The sequence below is a fragment of the Propionivibrio soli genome (genome assembly GCF_025770765.1).
Taxonomy (GTDB): Bacteria; Pseudomonadota; Gammaproteobacteria; order Burkholderiales; family Rhodocyclaceae; genus Propionivibrio; species Propionivibrio soli.
In genome coordinates, this window is the sequence record NZ_JANZKY010000007.1 from 208209 (window position 1) to 229263 (window position 21055).

A 21055-nucleotide genomic window follows, 5' to 3' on the forward strand; every position below is an offset into this window, starting at 1 on the left:
AGGGAAGCGACGCTCTGTCGTGCCGCGCCGAGGGGGGGACGCAACGTCATCCACGGTGGCTCCGACAGTTCGTTGGTTACTTGAGAATCGCGCCCATCTGCGCGAGGGGTTCCCCGAGTTTGTTGACCGCTTCGGCCAGCGCCTTCGTGTCGTCCTTGGTGAGGGCCGTGTAGGGCTTGTAGCCTTCGCCGTCCTGGTGCTTTGCGAGCAGGTCATTTACGGCTTTGAACTTGCCCGTCAACTCCGCGACGAGTTCCGGATTTTTCGCCTGCAGCTTCGGTGTGAAGATCTCGAAGATCTTCTCCGCGCCTTCGATATTGGCCTTGAAGTCATACAGGTCGGTGTGCGAGAAGATTTCTTCTTCGCCGGTAATCTTGGTCGTCGACACTTCGTTGAGCAGGTCCACCGCGCCTTGCACCATCAGTTCTCCGGTAACCTCCGCCGTCGGGATCTTTGCGCGTAGTTCTTTGATGTCGTTGATGAGTTGATCGGCCAGGGCCTCCGTGCCTGCCGTAGTGTTTTTCGTCCAGAGGACTTTCTCTATCGTATGGAAACCCGTCCAGTTCTCGTCTTTTTCCAGGTCGGCTTCGCGGTTATCGATGCGCGGGTCCAGGTCGCCGAAGCTCTCGGCGACAGGCTCTGACCGCTCGAAATACATGCGTGACGGGGCATAGAGTCTTTTGGCTTCGACGAGATTGCCAGCTTTCAGGGCGTCCACAAATCTCTGGGTTTCGGTGAGCAGACCATCGATTTGTCCCTCGACCCACGCCTTGTAAGCACTGGTTTCAACTGCTAGATCAACGGCGGTAGGGGTGTCTGGCGGGGCAGACTCGGCGAGAGAAGCCGTTGCTGCCGGCGCCGCTGGTTCTTGCTTGCTGCAAGAGGCCGCGGACAAGGCAAGAAGAGCCGCCGCGAGGAGAGAGAACGACACGGGTTTCATCTGGATTCCTTGGATGAACGTTACGGAAACGTAGATCTTACAATAGAAATGAGAATCATTCGCATTAGAGGTTGAAAAAAGAACGACGACTCTCACTCAAACATCAGGGTGAATTCCATCCGAGACACCAAATCGAATCGATCAAGGGGCTTCGCGCGTGACGGTGTGACTCGTGTTCTTCGTCATCGCACGGTGAATTCCGGATACGCCTGGGATCGAAAGATCTATCGTTCCCGCATGCCGGTTAGCCGGGGCCGACAACGATAGCTTTTTCGGCGGCGCTGGAAACGAGCTATTCGACGAGATTGCCGGGGAAGAGTGGGGATTCTCTTCATACGCTGGAACTGAGGTGCCAATTTCTTGCTCAGAGCAAACACTGCAGGGCGGTGAATCATCAGTTGGCTTGGCCGCGGTTTCTTGTGGCGGGTTGCTGCGGATAAGGGATGCCGGAATGCGCCTCGAATGGATTTCGAAGCGGTTGTTAGTCTTGAATCGCGATATCGCAAGTCTCGCCCACACGGGGTGACCATGGCTAATCACAGTACGATCAAACAACGACTCCTGCTGTTGCTCGTCGTGCCCTTGATCTCGCTAGGTATCTTTGGCGGGAAACTAATCGCCGACAGCTATTCCGAGTATCGGAGCGCTCAGCGAACGCAATCGGTCTTGCGTCTTGCTGTCGCTGCCGGCAACCTGGTGCATGCGCTGCAGATCGAACGCGGTGCAACAGCGGGGTTCCTGCAGTCGAAAGGTGGCAATTTTTCCGACGTGCTGCCTGGCATCCGGGCCAAGACGGACGAACAGAGAAGCGCCTTCTCCGCAGAGGTTTCCGGAATCGACCGCGCCGCGATGCCGGCGTTGGGAGCCGTGGTCAAGCGGGCAGAAAGCGCACTTGAACGGATTCCCGACCTAAGGGAGCGTGCCAAGTCCCAGCAAATACCCGTCAAGGAACACATGGCCGCCTATACGGGGACCATCTCCAGCCTCATCAACATCATTGCTTCCGGAGGACAGTTCAATTCGGACGCGACTATGGGCCAGCAGCTTCTGGCTTACCTATCGTTTGTGCAAGCCAAAGAACAGGCTGGCCAGGAACGCGCACTCACGACCGCCGCTTTCTCGGCGGACCTGATTGAAGCTGCGCTCTTCCGTCAAATACTCGAAAGGCATTTCCGGCAGGAAGCCTATCTCGACGTCTTCCGGTCCACGGCGGGAAAGGCGGAAAACGCCGCATTCGAGAAAGTGCTGGGTGAGAACGCGGCGAAGGAAGTGCAATCAATGCGCAACATCCTTTATGAGAAGTTTTCAATGAGCGGTTTCAAGGCCGACCCACAGACGTGGTTCAGGACCATTACCGACAAGATCGACGCCATGCTTGGCGTCGAACGCCTGATAAGCAGAACAATCGATGAACGTGCAAGCCAAGTGGTGGCAGGCGAGAGGAACCTTCTCGTCGCTTGCATCGTGCTGACAGTGCTCGCCATGGTTGTGATGCTTAGCGTTGCCGCCTGGGTCTCCGCCAGCGTGAGCAGGCCCCTCAAGGAAGAAGTGAGGGTCGCCGAGTACGCTATACGGGAAAACGATTTTTCCCGCAGTGTCCCAGAAGCCGGGCCCGCGGAAGTTGTTCGCGCAGGCAAGGCGTTCAATGACCTGATGAGTGAGTTTCGCGAGATTATCATCGACGTCAAGCGGTCCAGCGAACGCATATCGGGAGCGGCCCACGACCTGGCGTCGTCCAGCCAGCGAGTCCAGGAAAGCTCGGCGTCGCAATCGGAAGCGGCCTCGGCGGTTGCGGCTGCGGTTCAGGAAGCGTCGGTCAGCGTCAGCGAGACGGCGTCGAATGCGAAGAGTGCGACCGACGTTGTGAACCGGGCAAGTCAGGAGACGACAAAAGCAATGGCGGTAACGAAAGAGGCCGTCTCTACGATGAAGTCCATTGCCGAGCTGATCGCCCACTCTGCCGGGGGCGTAAGAGATTTAAGTACGCGTTCCGAAATGATCGGTGGAATCGTCGGCGTCATCCGTGAGATCGCGGATCAAACCAATCTGCTTGCTTTGAATGCCGCTATCGAAGCGGCTCGTGCCGGCGAGTCCGGACGGGGATTCGCCGTCGTCGCGGATGAGGTCAGGAAACTGGCCGAACGCACCACGAAAGCGACCTCCGAGATCAGTTCGCTTATAACGATCATCCAGGAAAGAGTGAGGACCACCGCCAGTTCGATGCAGGAAGCCGATGGGCAGGCGACCGAGAGTCTGAAGTTGGCGGGACGCGCCGAAGAAGGGCTTGCGCGTATCAGCGAAGGATCGGATCGAGTGGCGGACTGCGTGTTCGCCATTTCAGGCGCGTTGAGCCAGCTGGATTCGGCGATTCGCGAGGTCGCTCAGAATGTGGAACGGATCGCTCAAATGACTGAAGTGAACAACAGTGCGGCAGAGTCGAACTACTCCACAGCAAGATCTCTGGACGGCCTATCTGCGCAATTGCGGGAATCCGTGATCAAGTACCAGACGTGAAGGCGTCCGGCGCAAAGCGGTGCGCGGTCGGTTGAACGACCGAGTCCAAATGCGTTTCGGCACATCGGCTGCGTCTGCCGGAGAGCCGGCATCGGCGACTGCCAGGTGATCGATTCCTGGATGGATCGGGTGATTCGGAAGAATCGTCGGCATAGCGCAAGCTTTACGCGAACGCTACCTGGCGGAACCGGTGGGGCTTGGGCGCGTCTGATGGCCGGACGTTACGGGATCGATGGCCAGATTCGTAGCCAAACTACGCCATACCGCATCGCGTGCGTAATTGCTCTGCGTTATGGCTGTTACGGGCGGACTCCACATTGAGCAAGATCGGAATTGTTTTGCTGACGGCGGGTACGATGGTTGCCTTTGCCGCCAACTCGCTGTTGTGCCGCCTCGCGCTGCGGGAGGAGCACATCGATGCGGCGACCTTCACGTCCGTCCGGCTGGCTTCCGGGGCCGTCGTGCTCTGGCTCCTCTTGCTCCTTCAAGACCGACCCGTCCGTCAGCACGGAAGTTGGCGTTCCGCTCTAGCCCTATTCGTTTATGCGGGCGCGTTCTCCTATGCCTACCTTTCCTTGCCCGCGTCGACCGGCGCGTTGCTGCTTTTCGGTGCCGTGCAAGCGACGATGATTGGTTATGGATTCTGGCGGGGAGAACGACTTGGTCGTTTTCAGTCTGTCGGGCTGGTGGTTGCGTGTGTCGGGTTGGTCGCTCTGCTAATGCCAGGTCTGTCGGCTCCATCCCCAAGCGGCGCGGCCTTGATGCTCACCGCTGGTGTTTCTTGGGGAATCTATTCGTTGCGTGGTCGTGGCGGCGTCAATCCAACGGAAAGCACCGCGAGCAATTTGATTCGTACGCTGCCTTTTGCGGCCTTGCTCAGTGTCGTCATGGCGTCACGTTCCGCTTTCGACCTGCAAGGCATCGGCTATGCAATTGCCTCAGGTGCGCTCGCATCCGGTGTTGGGTATGCCATTTGGTATCGTGTTCTGCCGAGCTTGAAAGCCACCACGGCCGCGACCGTACAACTTAGCGTCCCCGTTATTGCTGGATTCGGAGGAGTCATCGTTCTTGGTGAGACCATCACCCAGCGACTTGTGCTTTCAGCAATCGCCATTCTCGGCGGTATCGCGCTCGTCATCGCTGGACGAAGGAGCCGTTGAAGCGGCAAGACGATTTCCAGCCGGGAAAGGAGTGTTCAAGAAATCGATGGTTATCGGACCGACGGTTCCTTTGAATCCTTTGCTGCTTAGCTTCCCGCCTGCGACAAATCGGTAGTGCCTGGTCCGAATAGCAGAAGCAGCGAAAGTACGAAGCCCGGCGTTGGCCGGACTTCGATCATCTATTGTCCGAGAGAATCCATTTTCGCCGGATAGATTCTCTTGTTTCCGATCATTACCCTTACCAGTTCGACTCGTTCTCCGGCGTGGCGCTGATCTTGTGGATCGATAGGTCGGCGCCTTCAAATTCTTCTTCGCGGTCGAGACGTAGGCCGACAAGTGTCTTCAAGGTCCCGTAGACGATGGCGCTGCCTGTCAGCGCTATGGCGACGGCCATCCCGGTCATGATCAGCTGCGGCAGGAAGGCGATGCCGCCGGCTCCGCCCAGCGCCTTCTGCCCGAAGATGCCCGCCGCGATGCCGCCCCATGCGCCGCAAAGCCCATGCAGCGGCCAAACACCGAGGACGTCGTCAATCTTCCAACGGTTCTGGGTCAAGGTAAACATGAAGACGAACAGAGCGCCGGCGACGCCGCCGACGGCGAGGGCACCGATGGGGTGCATCAGATCGGAACCGGCGCAAACGGCGACCAGTCCCGCGAGGGGGCCGTTATGCACGAAGCCGGGGTCGTTCTTGCCGAGGAGCAGGGCGACCAAGGTGCCGCCGACCATCGCCATCAGTGAGTTCATGGCGACGAGTCCGGAGATCTTGTCCAGTGTTTGGGCGCTCATGACGTTGAAGCCGAACCAGCCGACGGTGAGTATCCAGGCTCCGAGTGCAAGGAAAGGGATCGATGAGGGCGGGTGCGCGGCGATGCGGCCTTCTTTTGTATACCGTCCATGCCGGGCGCCGAGCAGTAGGACGGCGGGCAGGGCGATCCAGCCGCCCATGGCATGCACGACAACCGATCCGGCGAAGTCATGAAACTCTTCACCAAAGGTCGCTTTCAGCCAGGCCTGGATACCGAAAGCCTGGTTCCACGCGATGCCTTCGAAGAATGGATAGATGAAGCCGACGATGACGAAGGTCGCAATAAGTTGCGGATTGAAGCGCGCACGCTCGGCGACTCCGCCCGAGATGATGGCCGGGATGGCCGCAGCGAAGGTAAGCAGGAAAAAGAATCGCGTCAATTCGAAGCCGTTCTTTGCCATCAATGTTTCGGCACCGGAGAAAAAATTGACGCCGTAGGCAATCGAGAAGCCAACGAAAAAGTAGGCGATCGTCGAGATCGAGAAATCGACGAGGATTTTTACCAGGGCGTTCACTTGGTTCTTCTTGCGCACCGTTCCGAGTTCTAGGAACGCGAATCCGGAGTGCATCGCGAGCACCATGATCCCGCCGAGAAGAATGAACAAAACGTCGCTACCCGTTTTTAGTGCTTCCATGAGCCCCTCCGAAAGAGATTGGGTGGCGAAAGCAATTAGTGGGCCGTTTTTATCATTTCAATAGAATCATAATCTTAAAGAAATTCTCGTTGTGGCTGGTCACTCTATTAGTGCGAACAAGGCAAATTGAGCACCATATTGGGTCGCAGAGGGGCCCTAGCCGCGAACGTTCTCCGTTTCGGTGCATAGCGTCGATGGTCGTGGTGCGCGAATCTGGACCCGGCATCGGTCTGGCAGGGGATACCGGGACCAAATGGGCGAAACAACTAAACGCGGAACCGCGAGACGGTTCCCTTTAAGCCCGTAGAAATCTCTTCGAGGCGTTTCGCCGTGCTGGCAACCGCGGAGACCGAGGAAGAGTTTTCGTCTGACATCTGCGCAATGGATTCAACATTGCGCGATAGCTCGCTTGAGGCGCTACGCTGCTCGCGCATCGCTTCGGAGATGCCGGCGATGGCCTCGCACACCGTCCGCGTAACGTCTTGAATGGCGGTCATCGACGCGCTCGCCGTCTGCGCCGCGGTCACTACCTCGGCGACCTGTTCGCGGCTCTCCGACATGCTTTGCACGGCGCTGGCGACACCTTCCTGAATTGTCGAGATGACCTTGCTGATTTCTTGTGCGGAAGCTGTCGTCCGTTCAGCAAGCTTGCGCACTTCGTCAGCGACGACGGCGAAACCTCGTCCTTGTTCTCCGGCGCGCGCGGCTTCGATCGCTGCATTGAGCGCTAGCAGGTTCGTCTGGTCGGCGACATCGCGTATCACGGTGGTGATGCTGCCGATTTCATGCACGCGCTCCGAAAGCTTGTGAATCTCTCGCGCTGTCTCGTCTACGTGAGTAGCGACCTTGCCGGTTTTCGACGCGGCAAGCTCCGTTTCTTGACCGCTTTGGCGCGCGAGTTCGCCGGCGGACTGAGCACGCTCGTTGGCTTCGTCGGAATTGGTGGCCACGTGGTCAATGCTGACCGTCAGTTCCTCGACCGCGGCGGCGGCGGAAGCTGTCGAGGTCGATTGGTGGGTTGTGCTTGCCGATACTTCCTGCGCGGCCGACGAGAGATGCGCGGCGGACGCGGTAATCTCTTCGCTTCCACTCATAATGCCGCGCACGGTTTCCGAGAGATCGCGACGCATCAGTTCCATCGAGCCTAGCAGGTTGCCGATCTCGTCGTTCGACCTCGTGTTTGACGCGCCGTTCGCCGTCAGGTCGCCTGAGGCAATCGCCTTGGCCATGCGATTGGCGACTTCGAGCTGGCTCCTCACGGTTCGCCGGATCTGGAAGATGAGTCCCGCAACGAAGACGATCGCCACGAGCGAAACACCTAGCGAAACCCAACTGGCCATGCGTTGCGCAGCGCGACCATCCGTGGAGGACATTTCACCCAGTTTCTCATTGAACTGCATATGCGCTTCAAGTGCCTCATTGAAGTGCTCCGCGACCTGGGCTGCGTCGATCAAGTGTTGGCGCGCTTCGGCTTGTTGATTCGCACGCGAGAGCTTTAAGGTGTCCTCGACGCTCCTCATATAGTTCGTGAACGTCTTGGTGTCTTCCGCCAATAGACGTTTGTCCTCATCGTTCATTACCAGCGGCTCATAGTCCTTCAACGCCTTGGCGAGCGATTTCTCCGCTTCCGAAATCTTGCTTTCGAGGTCCGTCTTGCTCTTCGCGTCTTCGACAAGCGCATGGCGGTAGCTACGCACACGGATATGGCTGAATTCGAGAAGCGCCTTGTCCAGCAGAATGACGCTTGGGACAACGTTCTCGTTGCCGAAATTGGCCGCTTTGAAAATGCGTTCCATTTGCGTCAGGTTGAGAATTGCGATGAAAAGTATCGCCAGGGTCGAGGCGATCATGGTCATCATCAGCCGTTTTGAAATTGTCATTCTTTCCTCTCGTCGTAGGGGCTGGCTCTATTGGACGATCATGCGGCCGGCACGTGGGGAAAGCCTCGGGACCGGCTCATTTACCGTGGCTCCGGCGGCGTAATCCACAGACTTTTCTTCGCCATGACGCTTTGGGGAGCGCTCTCATGCTAAGTGGTTGCCGAGCGCGACGACATCGGTAATTTCCCGATCACTCGCTTCTAAATACCCTATATCACCAGATGGTTTTAGCCGATGTGATTGGTGAGGTGCCATGCCAGGCGGCCGAGCCATTAGCCGAGTACGGCTCTCGCCGAACGAGACGTGGAGCATTAAGACGCGTTGGCTTGGGAATGCAAGAGATCAAGGAATCGCTGTGCGATTGGAGTAACTGTCCGATCGCGGTGAACGAGACTTCCCCAGTTGGTCAGGGAATGTTTGAACGTATAGGGCAAGGTTTTCAGAACGCCCGTCGTCTCGTACATCGCTGCGATGGAATGCGGGATGGCGGCGATCATGTTTTCGTAGGCAAGCAGGTTGGTGGCGACGAGGATCGATGTCGTCTCGATCAGCCCGAGCGGCAGGGCGGCGTGATGGGCTAGGAATTCTTGTTCGATAACTTCGCGCGAAGGGCTTCCCCGCGGTTGCAGAATCCATGGGTAGGCGAGGAGCGAGGTGAAGTCGAGACGCTTCTTTGCCGACTTCGCCAGAGGGTGCCCGGGCGCGACGGCGATCGCGATGTTCTCGTCGGCGATCGGGCGAAATAGGCAGTCTTGCTCGGACAAGCCGGTGATTTTCGGCAAGCGACCGATGACGACGTCGATCGTCCCGTCGCGTAGTTGCTCGACCAGACGGTCGCTGGTGTCGATGAGCACTTCCACCGACAACAGTGGATAGCGCCTCTTCAGTTCCACGAGCGCCGAGCATAGGTGCGTCGGTACCGCGACCATGATGCAGCCGATGAAGAGCTTTCCGGCGCTGCCCTGACGGAGTTCTTCTAGCTCGTGGGTGAGTGCGGCGACGTTATTGCGCAGATTGCGGAAACTGTTCATCACCAGGTGCCCGGCCGGATTGAGCTGCAAGCCGCGACCGACGCGATCGAACAACCGTTCGCCGAGTGCGTCTTCGAGTTCTTGCAGCATCTGGCTCGCCGCCGACTGGGTCATGCCCAGCGAATCGGCGGCGCCGCGCAGCGTCCGGCATTCGTGGATCGCGAGCAGCAGGGCCACTTGGCGTAGGCGCAGGCGATTGAGCAACGGGGGAATCGGGGTGGTGCCGGTTTTGGTCATGATCGTTCTGTTTTACTTATCAATGTATCAAATACTTTAAATATACGTAAACAAAAGCGCTTGCTAGGATTTCTTCCGTCGTGATGGAAGTACGGCGGAGGCCGGCCTAGGGCTGGTGCTGAATAACGAGGCCTCCCGGAAACGTCAGGATCAAAGCTGGGACCGGCCCACGGGACCAGAATAGCTAACCTCAAAAGACAGGGCGGAAAAGACCATGAAAGTACTGATCACTGGTGGTGGCGGTTTTCTGGGTTACCGTTTGGCGCAAGCGTTGCTCAAGAAGGGCACGCTGGTCGACGTTGAGGGCAAGCAAGAGGCAATCTCGCAAATCGTTCTGTTCGATATGGCGTTTCCGGAGAATGCCGACACACGTTTGAAGTGCGTGAAGGGCGACCTCACCGACAGGGCGTGCGTCGAAGCCACGCTGGGCGGCGACACGAACGCGGTCTTCCATCTGGCGTCCGTCGTCAGTGGGGGGGCCGAAGCCGATTTCGATCTGGGCATGCGCGTCAATCTCGACGGCACGCGCGGGCTGCTTGACGCGTGCCGCAAGCAGGCCAAGCCGCCACGTTTTGTTTTTACGAGCTCGGTTGCCGTGTTTGGCGGTGAGCTTCCCGAGGTACTCGATGACAGTACGACGCCGAACCCGCAAGGTTCCTATGGCGCGCAGAAGGTGTGCTGCGAATACCTCGTTACCGACTATTCGCGCAAAGGTTACATCGATGGACGCTCCCTGCGTTTGCCGACCATTTCGGTGCGCCCGGGCAAACCCAATCTTGCGGCATCGTCGTTTGCCAGTGGCATCATCCGCGAACCGTTGAACGGTGCGGTGTCAGTCTGCCCGGTGGGCCGCGACGCACGAATCTGGCTACTCTCTCCGGGCAAGGTGATTGAGGCGCTCATTCACGCCTACGAATTGCCCTCGTCGACGTGGGGCGTCAAACGTGTCGTCAATTTGCCGGGCAATACGGCGTCCGTCGGAGAGATGATCGACACGTTGCGTCGGATTGCTGGCGACAAGGTTGCGGACCTTATCCAGATCAAACCCGATCCGCGTATTGAAGCCCTCGTGCTCTCGTGGCCAGCACGCTTCCGTAACGACCGCGCGCACCAACTCGGTTTCTCGGCAGACAAGGACGTCGAGTCGATCATCCGCGCATATATCAGCGATCAGCGCATCAAGGTCTGATCGTTTCTTGTAAAACAGATGTGAAAGCACCCTATGTCAGATAACCAAACAAAAGGCTGTACGCAGCTCAACCGAGACAACTGGCCGATCGCCGCGGCGATGATCAACTTCCCCGGCATTCTGCCTGACGGCAGCTTGGTCCAGGAACAGTCGGTCGATCAATGGGCCGAATCATTACAACAGGTGGTCGATGCCGGCTTTACGGAACTCGATCCGACGGATAGCTGGCTCCGCGTGGCGGATCTTTCGCCCAGCCGACGGCGCGAATTCATGTTCCTCGTGAAGAGCCTTGGGCTCACCATTCCGGCGATCTCAACGTCACGTCGCAGCCCGATCGATCCGGTACACGGCGATGACTATCTTACGTACGGCCACCGCGTAATCGACACGGCAGCTGAAATTGGTGCGAAGGCCGTTTGCTTTGGCCTCTTCGGTGGGCTTACCGACGAGCAGAAAAAGCAACTGTGGTTCTGGACGGCCGACGGTGTAAAGAATCCTGACGATCCCGCTACCTATCAGAAGGCGGTGACACGCATCCGTGAGCTCGGCAAGCACGCCGAGGAATACGGCATCGAGGTCTCGCTCGAAATGTACGAGGACACGTACATCGGTACGGCCGACGGCGCGGTTCGCTTCGTCAATGACGTCGATGTGCCGGCGGTAGGCATCAACGCGGATATCGGTAACTTGGTGCGTCTGCATCGCCCGGTCGAGCATTGGCTCTCGATGATCGAGAAGGTTGTGCCGTATGCCAAGTACTGGCACGTCAAGAACTACATGCGTATCGAAGACCCGGCGAAGAATCTGATCGTCTCGTATCCGACATCGCTGGCACTGGGCATCATCAATTACCGTGTGGCGATCCAGAAAGCCATCGCGTGCGGATTCAAGAGCGCATTCCTCTGCGAGCACTACGGCGGCGATGGCCTCAGCGTGTGCGCGATGAACCGCGAATATCTAAAAAGCATTCTGCCCCGATAAGGATACGCTGCGTACCGATCGCCAAGGGGGGCGAGGCAAGGGGAGAAAAGGCGCCACCGTGCGGCTTTTCGACCTTTGCCTCCATAATCCGCTCCGCATCGGCGCGCTCTCCAACGCGTAGTACAGCGCACTGGCCAGCCTATCGATTTCTCTCCTCAGCGGTCTCCGTCTCTCGTTATCGTCTCCATGAAACGCTAGTTTTCGCCGGAACATAGCGAGCTTCGGCCGACGACGGGAACCCCACCCGAACGTCGGCCGTTTTTTTGTGTGCCTTTCTCTTATTCCGCCTGGTGCTTGGTGCCGGCATGCATAAGATCAAGAAAGCGTTGCATGACCGTATTGATATGCCGATCGCGCTGAACGAGCGTGCCCCACGACGTCAGCGAATGCGTGAAATCGTAGGGAAGAATGCGCAGCAGATTGTGGCGTGCGAAACGATCGGCCATCGAACGCGGGATGACGGCGATCATCCGGCTGTGGGCAATGAGATCAGTGGCCGTGAGAAACGACGAGGTTTCCACGGGGCCGGGAGGCACCGCGGCATGGTGGCTGCGGAACTCCTGCTCGATGATCTCGCGCAACGGACTTCCACGCAATTGGAGAACCCAGGGGTAATCGAGCAATGCGCGAAAATCGAGACGTCGTCGACTTTTTGGGGCAGGGGTCAGTGGATGATCACAGGCGACCACCACGGAGAGTGCCTCTTCGCCGACCGGCGTGAACACGCAATCCTGGTTGGCCGGACTGGTCGGGTCCGGCATGCGGCCGATGACGACATCAAGCCGCCCGTCGCGCAGCATTTCGATCAGACGGTCACTGGTATCGACGCTCAACTCGAACGACAACAACGGGTACTCCTGCTTCAGTGCCAACATGGCGGCGCTGAGATAGGTAGGCGCGGCCGCTGTGATGCTGCCGACGAGAAGTTTGCCAGAGCTACCGAGCCGCAGTTCATGCAACTCCCGACCCAATGCGGCCATGCTGTTACGCAAGCCGCGAAACGTATTCATCACCGCATGGCCGGCCGCGTTCAAGACCAGTCCTCGGCCGATGCGATCGAACAGCGGTTCTCCCAGCGCATCCTCGAGTTCATGCAGCATCTTGGTTGCCGCCGGCTGGCTCATCCCCAAATGCTGTGCCGCCGCGTGCAGGGTGCGGAATTCGTCGACGGCCAGCATCAGCGCCACTTGGCGCATGCGCAGACGATTCAGCAGTTGTTCGGTGCGAGAGGAATGAGCAGGCATATTGATAACCTCGGGATATCAATATATCAAATAGTTTCAATATTCGGGAATCAATCCGGTTGTTACGATTTGCTTCGCCGCGCGGATCAATTTGCGATAAGGATAATTTCCGCCATGAACGAAGTTTCGCCCGACCTGGCACACGCCCGTGACGAGTTCCTCGCTTCGGGGGACGATGCGTTGCTGCCGATCGTCGATGCTCACCACCACTTCTGGGATCTTCGCAATCCGCATCCCTGGCTTACCGAATTGCCGCGGATACCGTTCCGTTACGGGGACTATGAGGCGATCTGCAAGGATTTCCTGCCTGCCGACTATGCCGCAAACTGTGCTCCTCACCGGGTGCTGCGCCATGTGGTGATGGAAGGGGAGTGGACGCCGCAGAATCCGGCCGGAGAGGTCGTCTGGATGAAGTCTTTGGCTACGCGCTGCGGTAAACCGCACGCGATGGCCGCCCAAATCTGGCTCGATCGTGATGACGCCGAAGACTTGATGCGGCTCTACGCCTCGGAGCCATTTCGCGGGTTCGTACGCAGCGTCCGCCACAAACCCGCCTGCGCGGCGCGCGAGGACTACCGGCCGGATTGGGCGCCGCCCCGGTCGATGCGTTGCCCTCTCTGGCGCCAAGGCTATGCCAGACTGGCGAGCTTCGGACTGATGTTCGAACTCCAGGCCCCTTGGTGGCATATGGCCGAGGCGGCCGAACTGGCACGCGATTTTCCGGAAACGCCTCTTGTCATCAACCACGCGGGCTTGCCGGGAACGCGAGATGAAGAGACCTTGCGGCGATGGAGAGAGGCAATGGCCCTCCTGACGTCGTATCCCAATGTGCACGTGAAGATATCCGGCATCGGCGTACGCGGTGAAGCCTGGACCCCCGAGCAGCAAGCGCCGGTGGTCGATGCGTTGATCGCCGACTTCGGCGTTGCCCGTTGCCTGTTTGCCAGCAACCATCCAGTCGATGCAATTGTCGTGAAGCTGGATCGTCTATGGAGCGGGTTCAAGGAACTGACCCGCCAGTTGATTCCCGAACAACGTCTGGCGTTGTTCTGTGATAACGCGGTCGCTCTTTATGGTCTGCGTTGATTCGATGTGCCGTAGCCCAACCAAGCGAACAAAGTCAGGAGGACTTAATGAAAGCGTTGAAACTACTATCACTGCGCGGTGCGCTCGCCATCACCGTCGCTGTACTTTGTCTCGGAACGGCGGCGGCATCCGCTGACGAAATCAAGGCCAAGTTCGGCACGTCGCTGCCGGATAGCCACCCGCAGACGTTGGGTGCAAGAAAGTTCGCCGAACTCGTCGACAAAAAGAGCAATGGCCGCATCAAGATCACCGTCTACTCCGGCGCGCAGCTAGGCAGCGACCAACAAATGCAGGCGGCCTTGCGCGGCGGCACGCAGGAATTCACAGCGCCGTCGACCGCGACGTTGGCCAACCTGGTGAAGGAGTTCGGCGTCTTTGGGCTTCCCTTCTCGTTCGCTAGCGAGAAGCAGGCGGACGCCGTATTCGACGGACCGTTCGGGCAGAGCATGCTGGCCAAGCTGGCCGACAAGGATCTCGTCGGACTGGCCTACTGGGAGAACGGGTTCCGCCACTTCACGAACAGCCGGCGTCCCATCGTCAAGGCCGAAGACCTGGCCGGGCTGAAAGTGCGCACGATGCAGAACACGTTGTACATCGACCTCTTTTCCGGGTTGGGGTCGAACGCCATTCCGATGCCGGTCAATGAACTGTATTCGGCACTGGAAACGAAGGCGGTCGACGCTCAGGAAAACCCTTTCACGGTCGTGCAGGCGCAGAAGTTCTTCGACGTGCAGAAGTACCTCTCAACGACGGGGCATGCGTATGACGCTCAAGTGCTGATCGCGTCTAAGAAGTTCTGGGACAAACTGAGTGCAGCCGACAAGAAACTGATTCAGGAGGCCGCACGCGAAGCCACGCTATACCAACGCCAGACGAGCCGTGAGCTTAATGCCAAGGCACGCGAGGAGTTGGCGAAAGCCGGAATGCAGATCAACGACGTGTCCGATGCCGAGCGGCAGCGCATGCGGGAAAAATTGCAGCCCGTGATTGCCAAACACCAGGCCGCGGTAGGCGAGGAAACAGCCAAGGAATTCTTCGCCGCCATTGCCAAGGCACCGAAGTAAGCCTTGTTGGCCGGCGGGCGGAATCGCGGCGGCCACGCCGGCCATCGATGCTGTGCAAAAGAACGTTGCGTCTCCGGAGAGGGCAAATGATGAAAAACACATTGATGTGGCGGCTGGCCGCATTTGATGTTGCTGCCCGAAGCTTGAAGCACGGACGTCGAAACAACATGAATCGGAGGCAAGGGATGGTTGAGCAGGCGGCATCAGCGGGCATGGCCGCGACGGGCCGAGCGACTAACGGGGAAGGTGGGTACGCGGCGTTTGCGCCGTATTCCGGTGGAGAACGGCGATGAAGATTCTCGACAAGCTGGTCAAGGGCGTCGAGGTCGTGCTCGTTGTCATGTTCGGCATCATGGCCGTCCTGGTGTTCGGTAACGTCGTTCTGCGTTACGGGTTCAACTCGGGGATTGTGTTTTCCGAGGAAGTTTCCCGCTTCATGTTCATGTGGCTCACGCTGATCGGGGCGCTGATCGTGATGAAGGATCACGGCCACCTCGGTATGAGCAGCGTCGTCGCCCGGTTGGGCGAACGGGGACAACGCATCTCGCGCTTCCTCGCCGATTCCATGACTTTGGCCTGTTGCCTGCTGTTGGTGCACGGGACGTGGCGCCAGGTGATCATCGGTCTCGACGATCGGGCTCCCGTGACTGGCATACCCATGGGATATATCCAGCTGTGCCTGCTCATCTCTAGCGTCGGCATGTCACTGGTTCTTGCCTATTCGCTGTGGCGGCAGATTACCGGACGTATGCCGCGCGAAGAACTCGTCCCCTACAGCGGCAGCGTCGGCGAATGAACGGGAAGAGGGAACAACAATGACTATCGCCACCTTCCTCGTCGCGCTGCTCGGTGCCATGGCGCTTGGGGCACCGATCGCTTTTGCGCTGCTCATCTGCGGCGTGGCGCTGATGATCCAGATGGACAACTTCGATACGCAGATCATCGCGCAGAATCTGCTCGAAGGCGCCAACAACTATCCGCTGATGGCGGTTCCTTTCTTCATGCTCACCGGCGAGTTGATGAACGCCGGCGGCCTCTCGCGGCGCATCGTGGAAGTCGCCGACGCGCTCGTCGGCCACGTACGGGGCGGGCTCGGTTACGTCGCGATCATCACGGCGGCCGTCGTCGCCAGCATCTCCGGCTCGGCGGTTGCGGACACAGCGGCCGTGGCGGCTTTGCTTATCCCGATGATGCGCAATGCGGGCTACAACGTGCCGCGTTCAGCGGGGTTGATCGCCTCCGCCGGCTGCATCGCGCCCGTGATTCCGCCTTCGATTCCGTTGGTCGTCTTCGGGGTGACGACGCAGCTGTCGATCACCAAGCTCTTTATCACGGGGATATTCCCGGGCCTGCTGATGGCGTTGACGCTCGCCGTCACGTGGCGGATCGTGGCCAAAAAAGAGCCGGGCGGAAGCCAGCATGCGTTCGATTTCGGCCGTGTCCTGGTTTCGCTACGCAACGGAGTGTGGGCGCTCGTGCTGCCGTTCGTCATCATCGGCGGCATGAAAGCCGGCGTTTTTACGCCGACGGAAGCGGCGGTCGTTGCCGTCTTCTACTCGCTGCTGACCGGGCTTTTCGTCTATCGCGAACTCGACTACCGCAAGGTTCCCGGACTCATGCTGGCTGCGCTGAAGACGTCAAGCACGATCATGTTCCTGGTGGCTTGTGCGATGGTCTCAGCTTGGTTGATAACGATCGCCAACATTCCGGCGCAAGCGATTGCCATACTCGAACCCTTCATGGGCAGCCCGATTCTGCTGATGTTCGTGATCATGGTGTTGATCGTCATTGTCGGCACCGCGCTTGATCTAATGCCGACGGTACTGATTCTCGGGCCGATCCTCGTTCCGGTCGTCAAGCAGGCGGGAATCGACCCGTACTATTTCGGCGTGATGTTCATGATGAACAATGCGATCGGACTGCTTACGCCGCCGGTGGGCACAGTCCTCAATGTTGTTGCCGGTGTCTCGAAAGAAAGTCTTGACAAGGTGATCGGTGGAGTGTGGCCTTTCCTGCTCGCGGAGACCGCCTTGATGTTCGTTCTCGTTTTCTTCCCTTCGCTGGTGACGGTTCCGATGAAGTGGTTGATGTAAGTAGCTAAAAGTTTCCGACCCTGCCAACTCGGCCGGCCGACGGGCGCTCCTCCCGTCCGCCGGCTTCTTTTTGCTTCCTTGTCCGTTGAGGATCGGGTTCTACCGTACCATCAGTGGGTCGGCAGGGCGGAAAGCGAACGTAATGAAACTGAGCGATGAGCCATCGGTCTATTGCATGGTCCACTGGAAAGAAAACATGCGTTATACATATCTTGCCGCTTGTTGCGCAATTGTCATCGCTTCAGGCGCGGCCACCATGGCACGTGCCGGGGATGATGGCCGGACACCGGTTCATCCTCCGCTTGTTCCGATTGCATCGCTCGATGTGCCGCGTTACATGGGAAGGTGGTACGAGATCGCGAAGTATCCGAACCGTTTCCAGAAGAAATGTGCGAGCGATACGCGTGCCGAGTATTCGCTGTTGGCTGACGGGCGGGTCAAGGTGCTGAACCGATGCCGCACTGCGAGTGGCGAGCCGGACATCGCGGAGGGTGTCGCGCGGCAGGTTGGCGGAAAGGAGTCGGCGCGACTCGAAGTACGATTCGCGCCGGCGTGGCTGTCGTTTCTCCCGGCTGTTTGGGGTGATTACTGGGTCATCGATCTCGATGCCGACTACCGGTTGGTGGCGGTGAGCGAGCCCAAGCGAGAATACCTGTGGATACTAGCGCGCACGCCGGAGGTGGACCAAGTGGCGTACGCGAGCTTGCTGAAGCGGTTGAAGGGCAGGGGTTTTGATCCCGAGCGTCTGGAAACGACGTTGCACATCAATGGCGAGTGAGGTCGGATTCCGCTCCCGCCACGCGATCGCTAATGAAAGATAACACTGTACATAATGAGTGCCGGAGCGACCGAAGGCGAGCTGCACCGATACCTGACACCTTTGCTCAAGAGTAGAGATCTGCCGCTACCGAGCGGACGTGCCTCAGTACCAAATTGGCGCCCTCCGACAGAAGCTGATCACGGGAGGTGATGATACCGAAACGCTCCATTCGGCATGGAATGTCGATCGGCAAGATGGTCAATTCGCCGGTTTTTACGTAATAGCGCGCCACTTCCTGCGGCATTACGTGCAAGTAGTTCGTCTGTGACAACAAACTCATCGTCACTGACATCGCGGTGGTTTCGACAACGTTCGACGGCATATCGAGGTCGGCGCGACGAAACAACATGTCAAAGCGGTTGCGCAGAATGCTTCCGCGCGCCGAAAGAATCCATGTGGCATTTGAGAGGTCTCTCAATGTCAGGTCTTTTCGGCCAGACAGCGGATGCTTCCTGCGGCCAACAACACACACGACTTCCTCACTCATGTCTTCGTAGAGGAGGTTAGGTTCATCTTCTTGTTCCAAGATCCGTGCGATCAAGAAGTCGTGACGCTCCTGCTTCAATTTCACGACCAGGTCATTGCTGGTACTTACTTCAACGCCGATACACAGGTTCGGCGCTTCCTCCTTGGCGCGTGCAATTGCTCTCGGTATCAGGGTCAGGGCAGGGGCCACGATTGCCCCAATGCTGACGTAACCCGAGAGTCCCGACTGCAACGTTGCGATCGATTCCTGGCCGTGCGCGAGGTGCGCCAATGCCATGCGAACATGACGAATTAATGTCTCTCCGTAGGCCGTGGGCCGGATACCACGTGGAAGGCGTTCGAAGAGCATGACCCCCATCAGGTCTTCGATGTCCTTGAGCATCTTCGAAGCACCGGGCTGGGTCATGTTTGTTTCTGCTGCGGCTTGATGCATGTTGCGCGTTTCATCGAGTGCGATCAGAAGAAACAAGTGCCTGGTCTTAAGCCTTGTACGCACACGACGTGCGGCATCGTTCTCGTTCATCCTCCATTCCCCTCCTGAAAGAATTTCCTTCCGCTCTCGTTTGATGAGCAGAAGATCGATACGAAAAATGGTATCGGAAATTACTATTTATTCATTTGTTTTGTATTTTACGTCTCCTTAATCTTCCTCCCACAAAAACAACGACGGCGTGCAACGCCGCGATTGCGGTTGTTGCCGTACCGGCTTCTTCGCATCACCGACCTACTATTCTTGGGAGGCAAGACATGACTTACGGTTTTCGCACCATCGCTACTCTTGTCGCCGCTGTCGCGGCAATGCTTCAGGCTCCATCGCTTCTTGCGCAGACTGCTCCCGAACGGAGCCTGCGTCTCGGCATCTGCATCGCCGAGGAACACCCACTCGGGCAAGGCTCGATCAAGTTCTCCCAGATCATGGACAAGTTGAGTGGGGGCAAGACGAAAGTGAAGCTTTATCCAGCCTGCCAGCTTGGGTCTGAGACGCAGCAAATAGCCGCCGTGCGCGGCGGTGTTCAAGATCTGACGATCGTGTCGTCCGCGCCAGTCGCCACCATCATCAAGGAGTTCATGCTGTTCGATCTTCCTTTCCTTTTCCAGACAGAAAAAGAGACCGACACGGTTCTCGACGGGAAACTTGGGCAGCACATGCTCGATCTTGCTCAATCGAAAGGAATGATTGGCCTGTGCTACTGGGAAAATGGATTCAGGCAACTGACCAACAGCAAGCGGCCCGTGGCGACCATGGATGACATGGTGGGACTCAAGGTGCGCGTGATGCAAAACCCGGTCTATCTCGATACGTTCAAGGCGATGGGTGCGAACGCTATCCCGATGCCCATGCCTGAGCTCTATTCGGCGCTCGAGACCAAAGCGATGGATGCGCAAGAGAACCCGATCGCGAACATCCACGCCAACAAGATGCACGAGGTTCAGAAATACCTCAGCCTGACAAACCACGCCTACGCCCCTTATGTCGTGCTCATCAGTAAGGCGTTGTGGGAAAAGATGGACTCCAAGGAGCGCGACAACATGCGGACGGGTTGCAATGAGGCCCGGGATTATCAACGCAAGCTGATCCGGACCCTATCCGCAGACCTTCTTCAAGACCTCAAGGCCAAAGGCATGACGGTCACCGCCGTATCCGACGCCGAAATGGCCAGGATGCGTGAGCGGACGAAACCGGTTGTCGATAAGTTCATACAGGAAATCGGTAAGGACATCGTTGCCCAGGCACAGCAGGAAATCGCGGCAGTGCGCAAGAACGGCAACTGATCAATCGAACGGGCAGGGTAATGCTCTGGCTTTACGCCTGCCGGTGCGAAACGCTTCATTGGGCAAGGAGAATGAATTTGAAAGCGCTCTACTACGTCGGCGAGAAGGCAATGGAACTCAGGGATGTGCCTGAGCCGCCCGCACAGGCCAACAAGTATCGGGTAAAGGTACGCTCGAACGGTATCTGCGGTTCAGACTTCGAAGGTTATCTGGGCAAGACGGGGCGTCGATTGCCGCCGATGATCATGGGCCACGAAGCTTCCGGCGTTATCGATTCTGTTCCCGGCGGCGGCAAGCTTCGTCGAGGGGAGCGAGTCGTCATCTTCCCAAAGCCTTTCTGCGGGGAATGTTTTTTTTGCAAAAAAGGCATGGTGAACGTCTGCCCCGCCGGCGTCTGCATGGGCGTCATGGATCAAGACGGCAGCATGGCGGAGTTCGTCAATGTCGAAGAGAAGTACCTGATTCCGTTCGGCCCGACGCTATCGTTCAACGAGGCCGCGATGACCGAACCCCTGGCCGTGGCCTACCGTTCGGTGCAAAAAGTATCGGATAACGAGATCGCCGAGTCGTCGTTCTGCATGGTCATTGGTGCCGGCACCATCGGTTTGCTTGTTGTCGCTCTGCTCAAACTCAGAGGTGCGAAGAACATCATCGTCTCCGATGCAGCCGATTTTCGCCTCGGCGTGGCGAGGAAGATGGGGGCGGATCATACGATCAATCCACGTAATGTGGATTTCCTCGATACGGTCAAGACAATCACCCATGGCGCAATGTGCGACTTCGCGATCGAAGCCGTAGGAATAGCCCAGACCGCAAGCAATTCTCTCGATTGCCTTCGTATTGGCGGTACGGTGATCTGGATCGGGAACGCTCAGAAGATGGTCGAGGTAAATATGCAGAAGATAGTGACCACCGAGCTGACGATCAAAGGTAACTATGTTTATGACTTCCAGGGTTTTGTCGAAAGCCTGAAGCTTCTGGAGGCGAAAAAAATAGATATCGCGCCTCTCATGACCAACGTCTATCCGCTCAGCGAAGGCGTTCGTGCCTTTAAGGATCAGGAAGAGAACAAAGAAGGAAAGATGCTGAAAGTCTTCCTTGAGAACTAAGGGTTCC

Annotated in this window: 17 protein-coding genes; 11 read left to right on the plus strand and 6 right to left on the minus strand. The window is 57.9% G+C overall.

All coding sequences use genetic code 11. The annotated features are described in order from the left end of the window. Positions 1-76: 76 nt before the first annotated feature. On the minus strand, positions 77-940 hold the full coding sequence (efeO, locus tag NZ453_RS10305; RefSeq protein ID WP_263770469.1) for an iron uptake system protein EfeO: 864 nt from the start codon (positions 938-940) through the stop codon (positions 77-79). A 528-nt stretch (positions 941-1468) separates the two neighbouring features. On the opposite strand from efeO, the gene NZ453_RS10310 reads away from it, so the two are divergent. Together NZ453_RS10310 and NZ453_RS10315 are read left to right on the plus strand one after the other, a co-directional pair. Further along, entirely contained in the window at positions 1469-3454 is a 1986-nt protein-coding gene (locus NZ453_RS10310; protein WP_263770470.1) for a methyl-accepting chemotaxis protein, read from the plus strand. Between the two features lie 317 nt (positions 3455-3771). Continuing rightward, positions 3772-4614 carry a DMT family transporter gene (locus tag NZ453_RS10315; protein ID WP_263770471.1) on the plus strand — a complete coding sequence of 281 codons (843 nt, stop codon included), beginning with the start codon at positions 3772-3774 and terminating at the stop codon, positions 4612-4614. 238 nt (positions 4615-4852) lie between these two features. Here the strand turns inward: NZ453_RS10315 and NZ453_RS10320 are convergent, their stop codons facing one another. The 3 genes from NZ453_RS10320 to NZ453_RS10330 all read right to left on the minus strand — a co-directional run bounded on the left by NZ453_RS10320 (position 4853) and on the right by NZ453_RS10330 (position 9203). Further along, the gene (locus tag NZ453_RS10320) at positions 4853-6055 is read right to left on the minus strand and encodes an ammonium transporter (RefSeq protein ID WP_263770472.1); all 1203 of its coding nucleotides are present in this window, start codon (positions 6053-6055) and stop codon (positions 4853-4855) included. Positions 6056-6321: 266 nt separating this feature from the next. Then, a complete protein-coding gene (locus NZ453_RS10325) occupies positions 6322-7935 on the minus strand; it encodes a methyl-accepting chemotaxis protein (RefSeq protein ID WP_263770473.1) in 1614 nt (537 codons plus the stop codon). 311 nt (positions 7936-8246) lie between these two features. Next, positions 8247-9203, minus strand: coding sequence for a LysR family transcriptional regulator (locus tag NZ453_RS10330; protein ID WP_263770474.1), 957 nt, complete (start codon positions 9201-9203; stop codon positions 8247-8249). A gap of 214 nt (positions 9204-9417) precedes the next feature. Here NZ453_RS10330 and denD point away from each other — a divergent pair, with 214 nt between their 5' ends. Further along, positions 9418-10392 (plus strand): D-erythronate dehydrogenase, encoded by a 975-nt coding sequence (gene denD / locus NZ453_RS10335; protein ID WP_263770475.1) that lies wholly within the window; start codon positions 9418-9420, stop codon positions 10390-10392. Between the two features lie 33 nt (positions 10393-10425). Then, a complete protein-coding gene (locus NZ453_RS10340) occupies positions 10426-11373 on the plus strand; it encodes a sugar phosphate isomerase/epimerase family protein (RefSeq protein WP_263770476.1) in 948 nt (315 codons plus the stop codon). Between the two features lie 278 nt (positions 11374-11651). Here the strand turns inward: NZ453_RS10340 and NZ453_RS10345 are convergent, their stop codons facing one another. After that, entirely contained in the window at positions 11652-12617 is a 966-nt protein-coding gene (locus NZ453_RS10345) for a LysR family transcriptional regulator (RefSeq protein ID WP_263770478.1), read from the minus strand. A 114-nt stretch (positions 12618-12731) separates the two neighbouring features. Between NZ453_RS10345 and NZ453_RS10350 the strand changes: the two genes are divergently transcribed. The 5 genes from NZ453_RS10350 (at position 12732) to NZ453_RS10370 (ending at position 17638) form a co-directional block, all read left to right on the plus strand. Next, positions 12732-13703 carry an amidohydrolase family protein gene (locus NZ453_RS10350; protein WP_263770479.1) on the plus strand — a complete coding sequence of 324 codons (972 nt, stop codon included), beginning with the start codon at positions 12732-12734 and terminating at the stop codon, positions 13701-13703. A gap of 47 nt (positions 13704-13750) precedes the next feature. Next, entirely contained in the window at positions 13751-14767 is a 1017-nt protein-coding gene (locus NZ453_RS10355) for a TRAP transporter substrate-binding protein (RefSeq protein ID WP_263770480.1), read from the plus strand. A gap of 289 nt (positions 14768-15056) precedes the next feature. After that, the gene (locus NZ453_RS10360) at positions 15057-15563 is read left to right on the plus strand and encodes a TRAP transporter small permease (protein WP_263770482.1); all 507 of its coding nucleotides are present in this window, start codon (positions 15057-15059) and stop codon (positions 15561-15563) included. A gap of 19 nt (positions 15564-15582) precedes the next feature. After that, on the plus strand, positions 15583-16860 hold the full coding sequence (locus tag NZ453_RS10365; RefSeq protein WP_263770483.1) for a TRAP transporter large permease: 1278 nt from the start codon (positions 15583-15585) through the stop codon (positions 16858-16860). A 196-nt stretch (positions 16861-17056) separates the two neighbouring features. Next, positions 17057-17638, plus strand: coding sequence for a lipocalin family protein (locus NZ453_RS10370; RefSeq protein WP_338051155.1), 582 nt, complete (start codon positions 17057-17059; stop codon positions 17636-17638). 106 nt (positions 17639-17744) lie between these two features. Here NZ453_RS10370 and NZ453_RS10375 read toward each other — a convergent pair whose 3' ends face one another. Further along, positions 17745-18689, minus strand: coding sequence for a LysR family transcriptional regulator (locus NZ453_RS10375; RefSeq protein ID WP_263770484.1), 945 nt, complete (start codon positions 18687-18689; stop codon positions 17745-17747). A 224-nt stretch (positions 18690-18913) separates the two neighbouring features. On the opposite strand from NZ453_RS10375, the gene NZ453_RS10380 reads away from it, so the two are divergent. After that, positions 18914-19939: a TRAP transporter substrate-binding protein gene (locus NZ453_RS10380; protein WP_263770485.1), complete on the plus strand. Its 1026-nt coding sequence runs from the start codon at positions 18914-18916 to the stop codon at positions 19937-19939. A gap of 110 nt (positions 19940-20049) precedes the next feature. Continuing rightward, positions 20050-21048, plus strand: a complete 999-nt coding sequence (locus NZ453_RS10385) for a zinc-dependent alcohol dehydrogenase (RefSeq protein ID WP_263770529.1) — start codon at positions 20050-20052, stop codon at positions 21046-21048. Positions 21049-21055 lie beyond the last annotated feature (7 nt).